The organism is Helicobacter suis, from assembly GCF_902196125.1.
GTDB classification, from domain to species: Bacteria; Campylobacterota; Campylobacteria; order Campylobacterales; family Helicobacteraceae; genus Helicobacter; species Helicobacter suis_B.
In genome coordinates this window covers 1-869 of the sequence record NZ_CABIKG010000053.1, presented here as the reverse complement: position 1 = coordinate 869, position 869 = coordinate 1, and the positions used below count along the sequence as shown (strand labels likewise).

Sequence of the window (869 nt, the reverse complement as noted above, 5' to 3'; positions counted from 1 at the left end):
AGTGGAACAACTCAAGCAAATATAGAGGCAAGAGCGCTACAAAGTGAAGCGGCAGAAGTGGGGCAACAAGAGGCAAGAGCGCTAGAGAGTAGCAAAGTTGAGGGGGCAAGTGAAGCGCCTGTAAATGAGGCAAAAACTCTACCAAATGAAGCGCCCTTAAAAGTACAAGATGAAATAGGGCAGAGTGTAGAGGGCAGAGCTCTACCAAATGAGCAAACAACTAAAATCACCCCTAATAAAGCCTTTGGTACAAACTTTGAGCAGTTTTACCATGATCCAAAAGGCGCAATTAATAAACTACTAGAGACTAAAGAGGGACAAGTAGCCGGGGCATTTTATAGAGAGGACTTAGGCGATATAGATTTGGTGTGGGGGAAAGCAGGGAGTGCTAAAAGTAATGGTTATGGATTGGCTAAAATTGCTAAATACCACCCAGAAGTATTAGATAAACTAGATGATTTAATACAAACATTGCCAGTTATTAAAGAAAGCCCTAATCGCTACCAATTAGAGAATGCCAACTATAAGGCAAGTATCCGAAGAGACTTTGAGGGAGTGAAAGGAAATTGGGTATTAACCGCGTTTGAAAAGAAAGAAAGCATCGCTAGGCGCAGTACAGACTTGCCTAGCACCCAATGGGAGGCTAAAAAGACTACTTTAGCCAATGCCGAAAGTAACCCTACATCAACCCCCCTTAAAAGTCAAGAGTTTAAAGCAAAAGCTACAGAACTTTATAACATAGCTAAAGCTCAAGAGGTGGAGTTTAAAGGGTTTTTAGAAAATCTTAAGAGTGCTAATAATTCTTTAGAATTAGGCCAAATCCTTAAGAGTGAAGCTAGCATTGAAAGTAAGATTGCGCGCAAACAAGG

The 869-nt window shown here is 41.1% G+C and carries 1 pseudogene; it reads left to right on the top strand.

Annotated elements, in window-relative coordinates:
- Positions 1-869, top strand: a pseudogene (locus G6Q00_RS08245) (hypothetical protein); the annotation flags it as partial.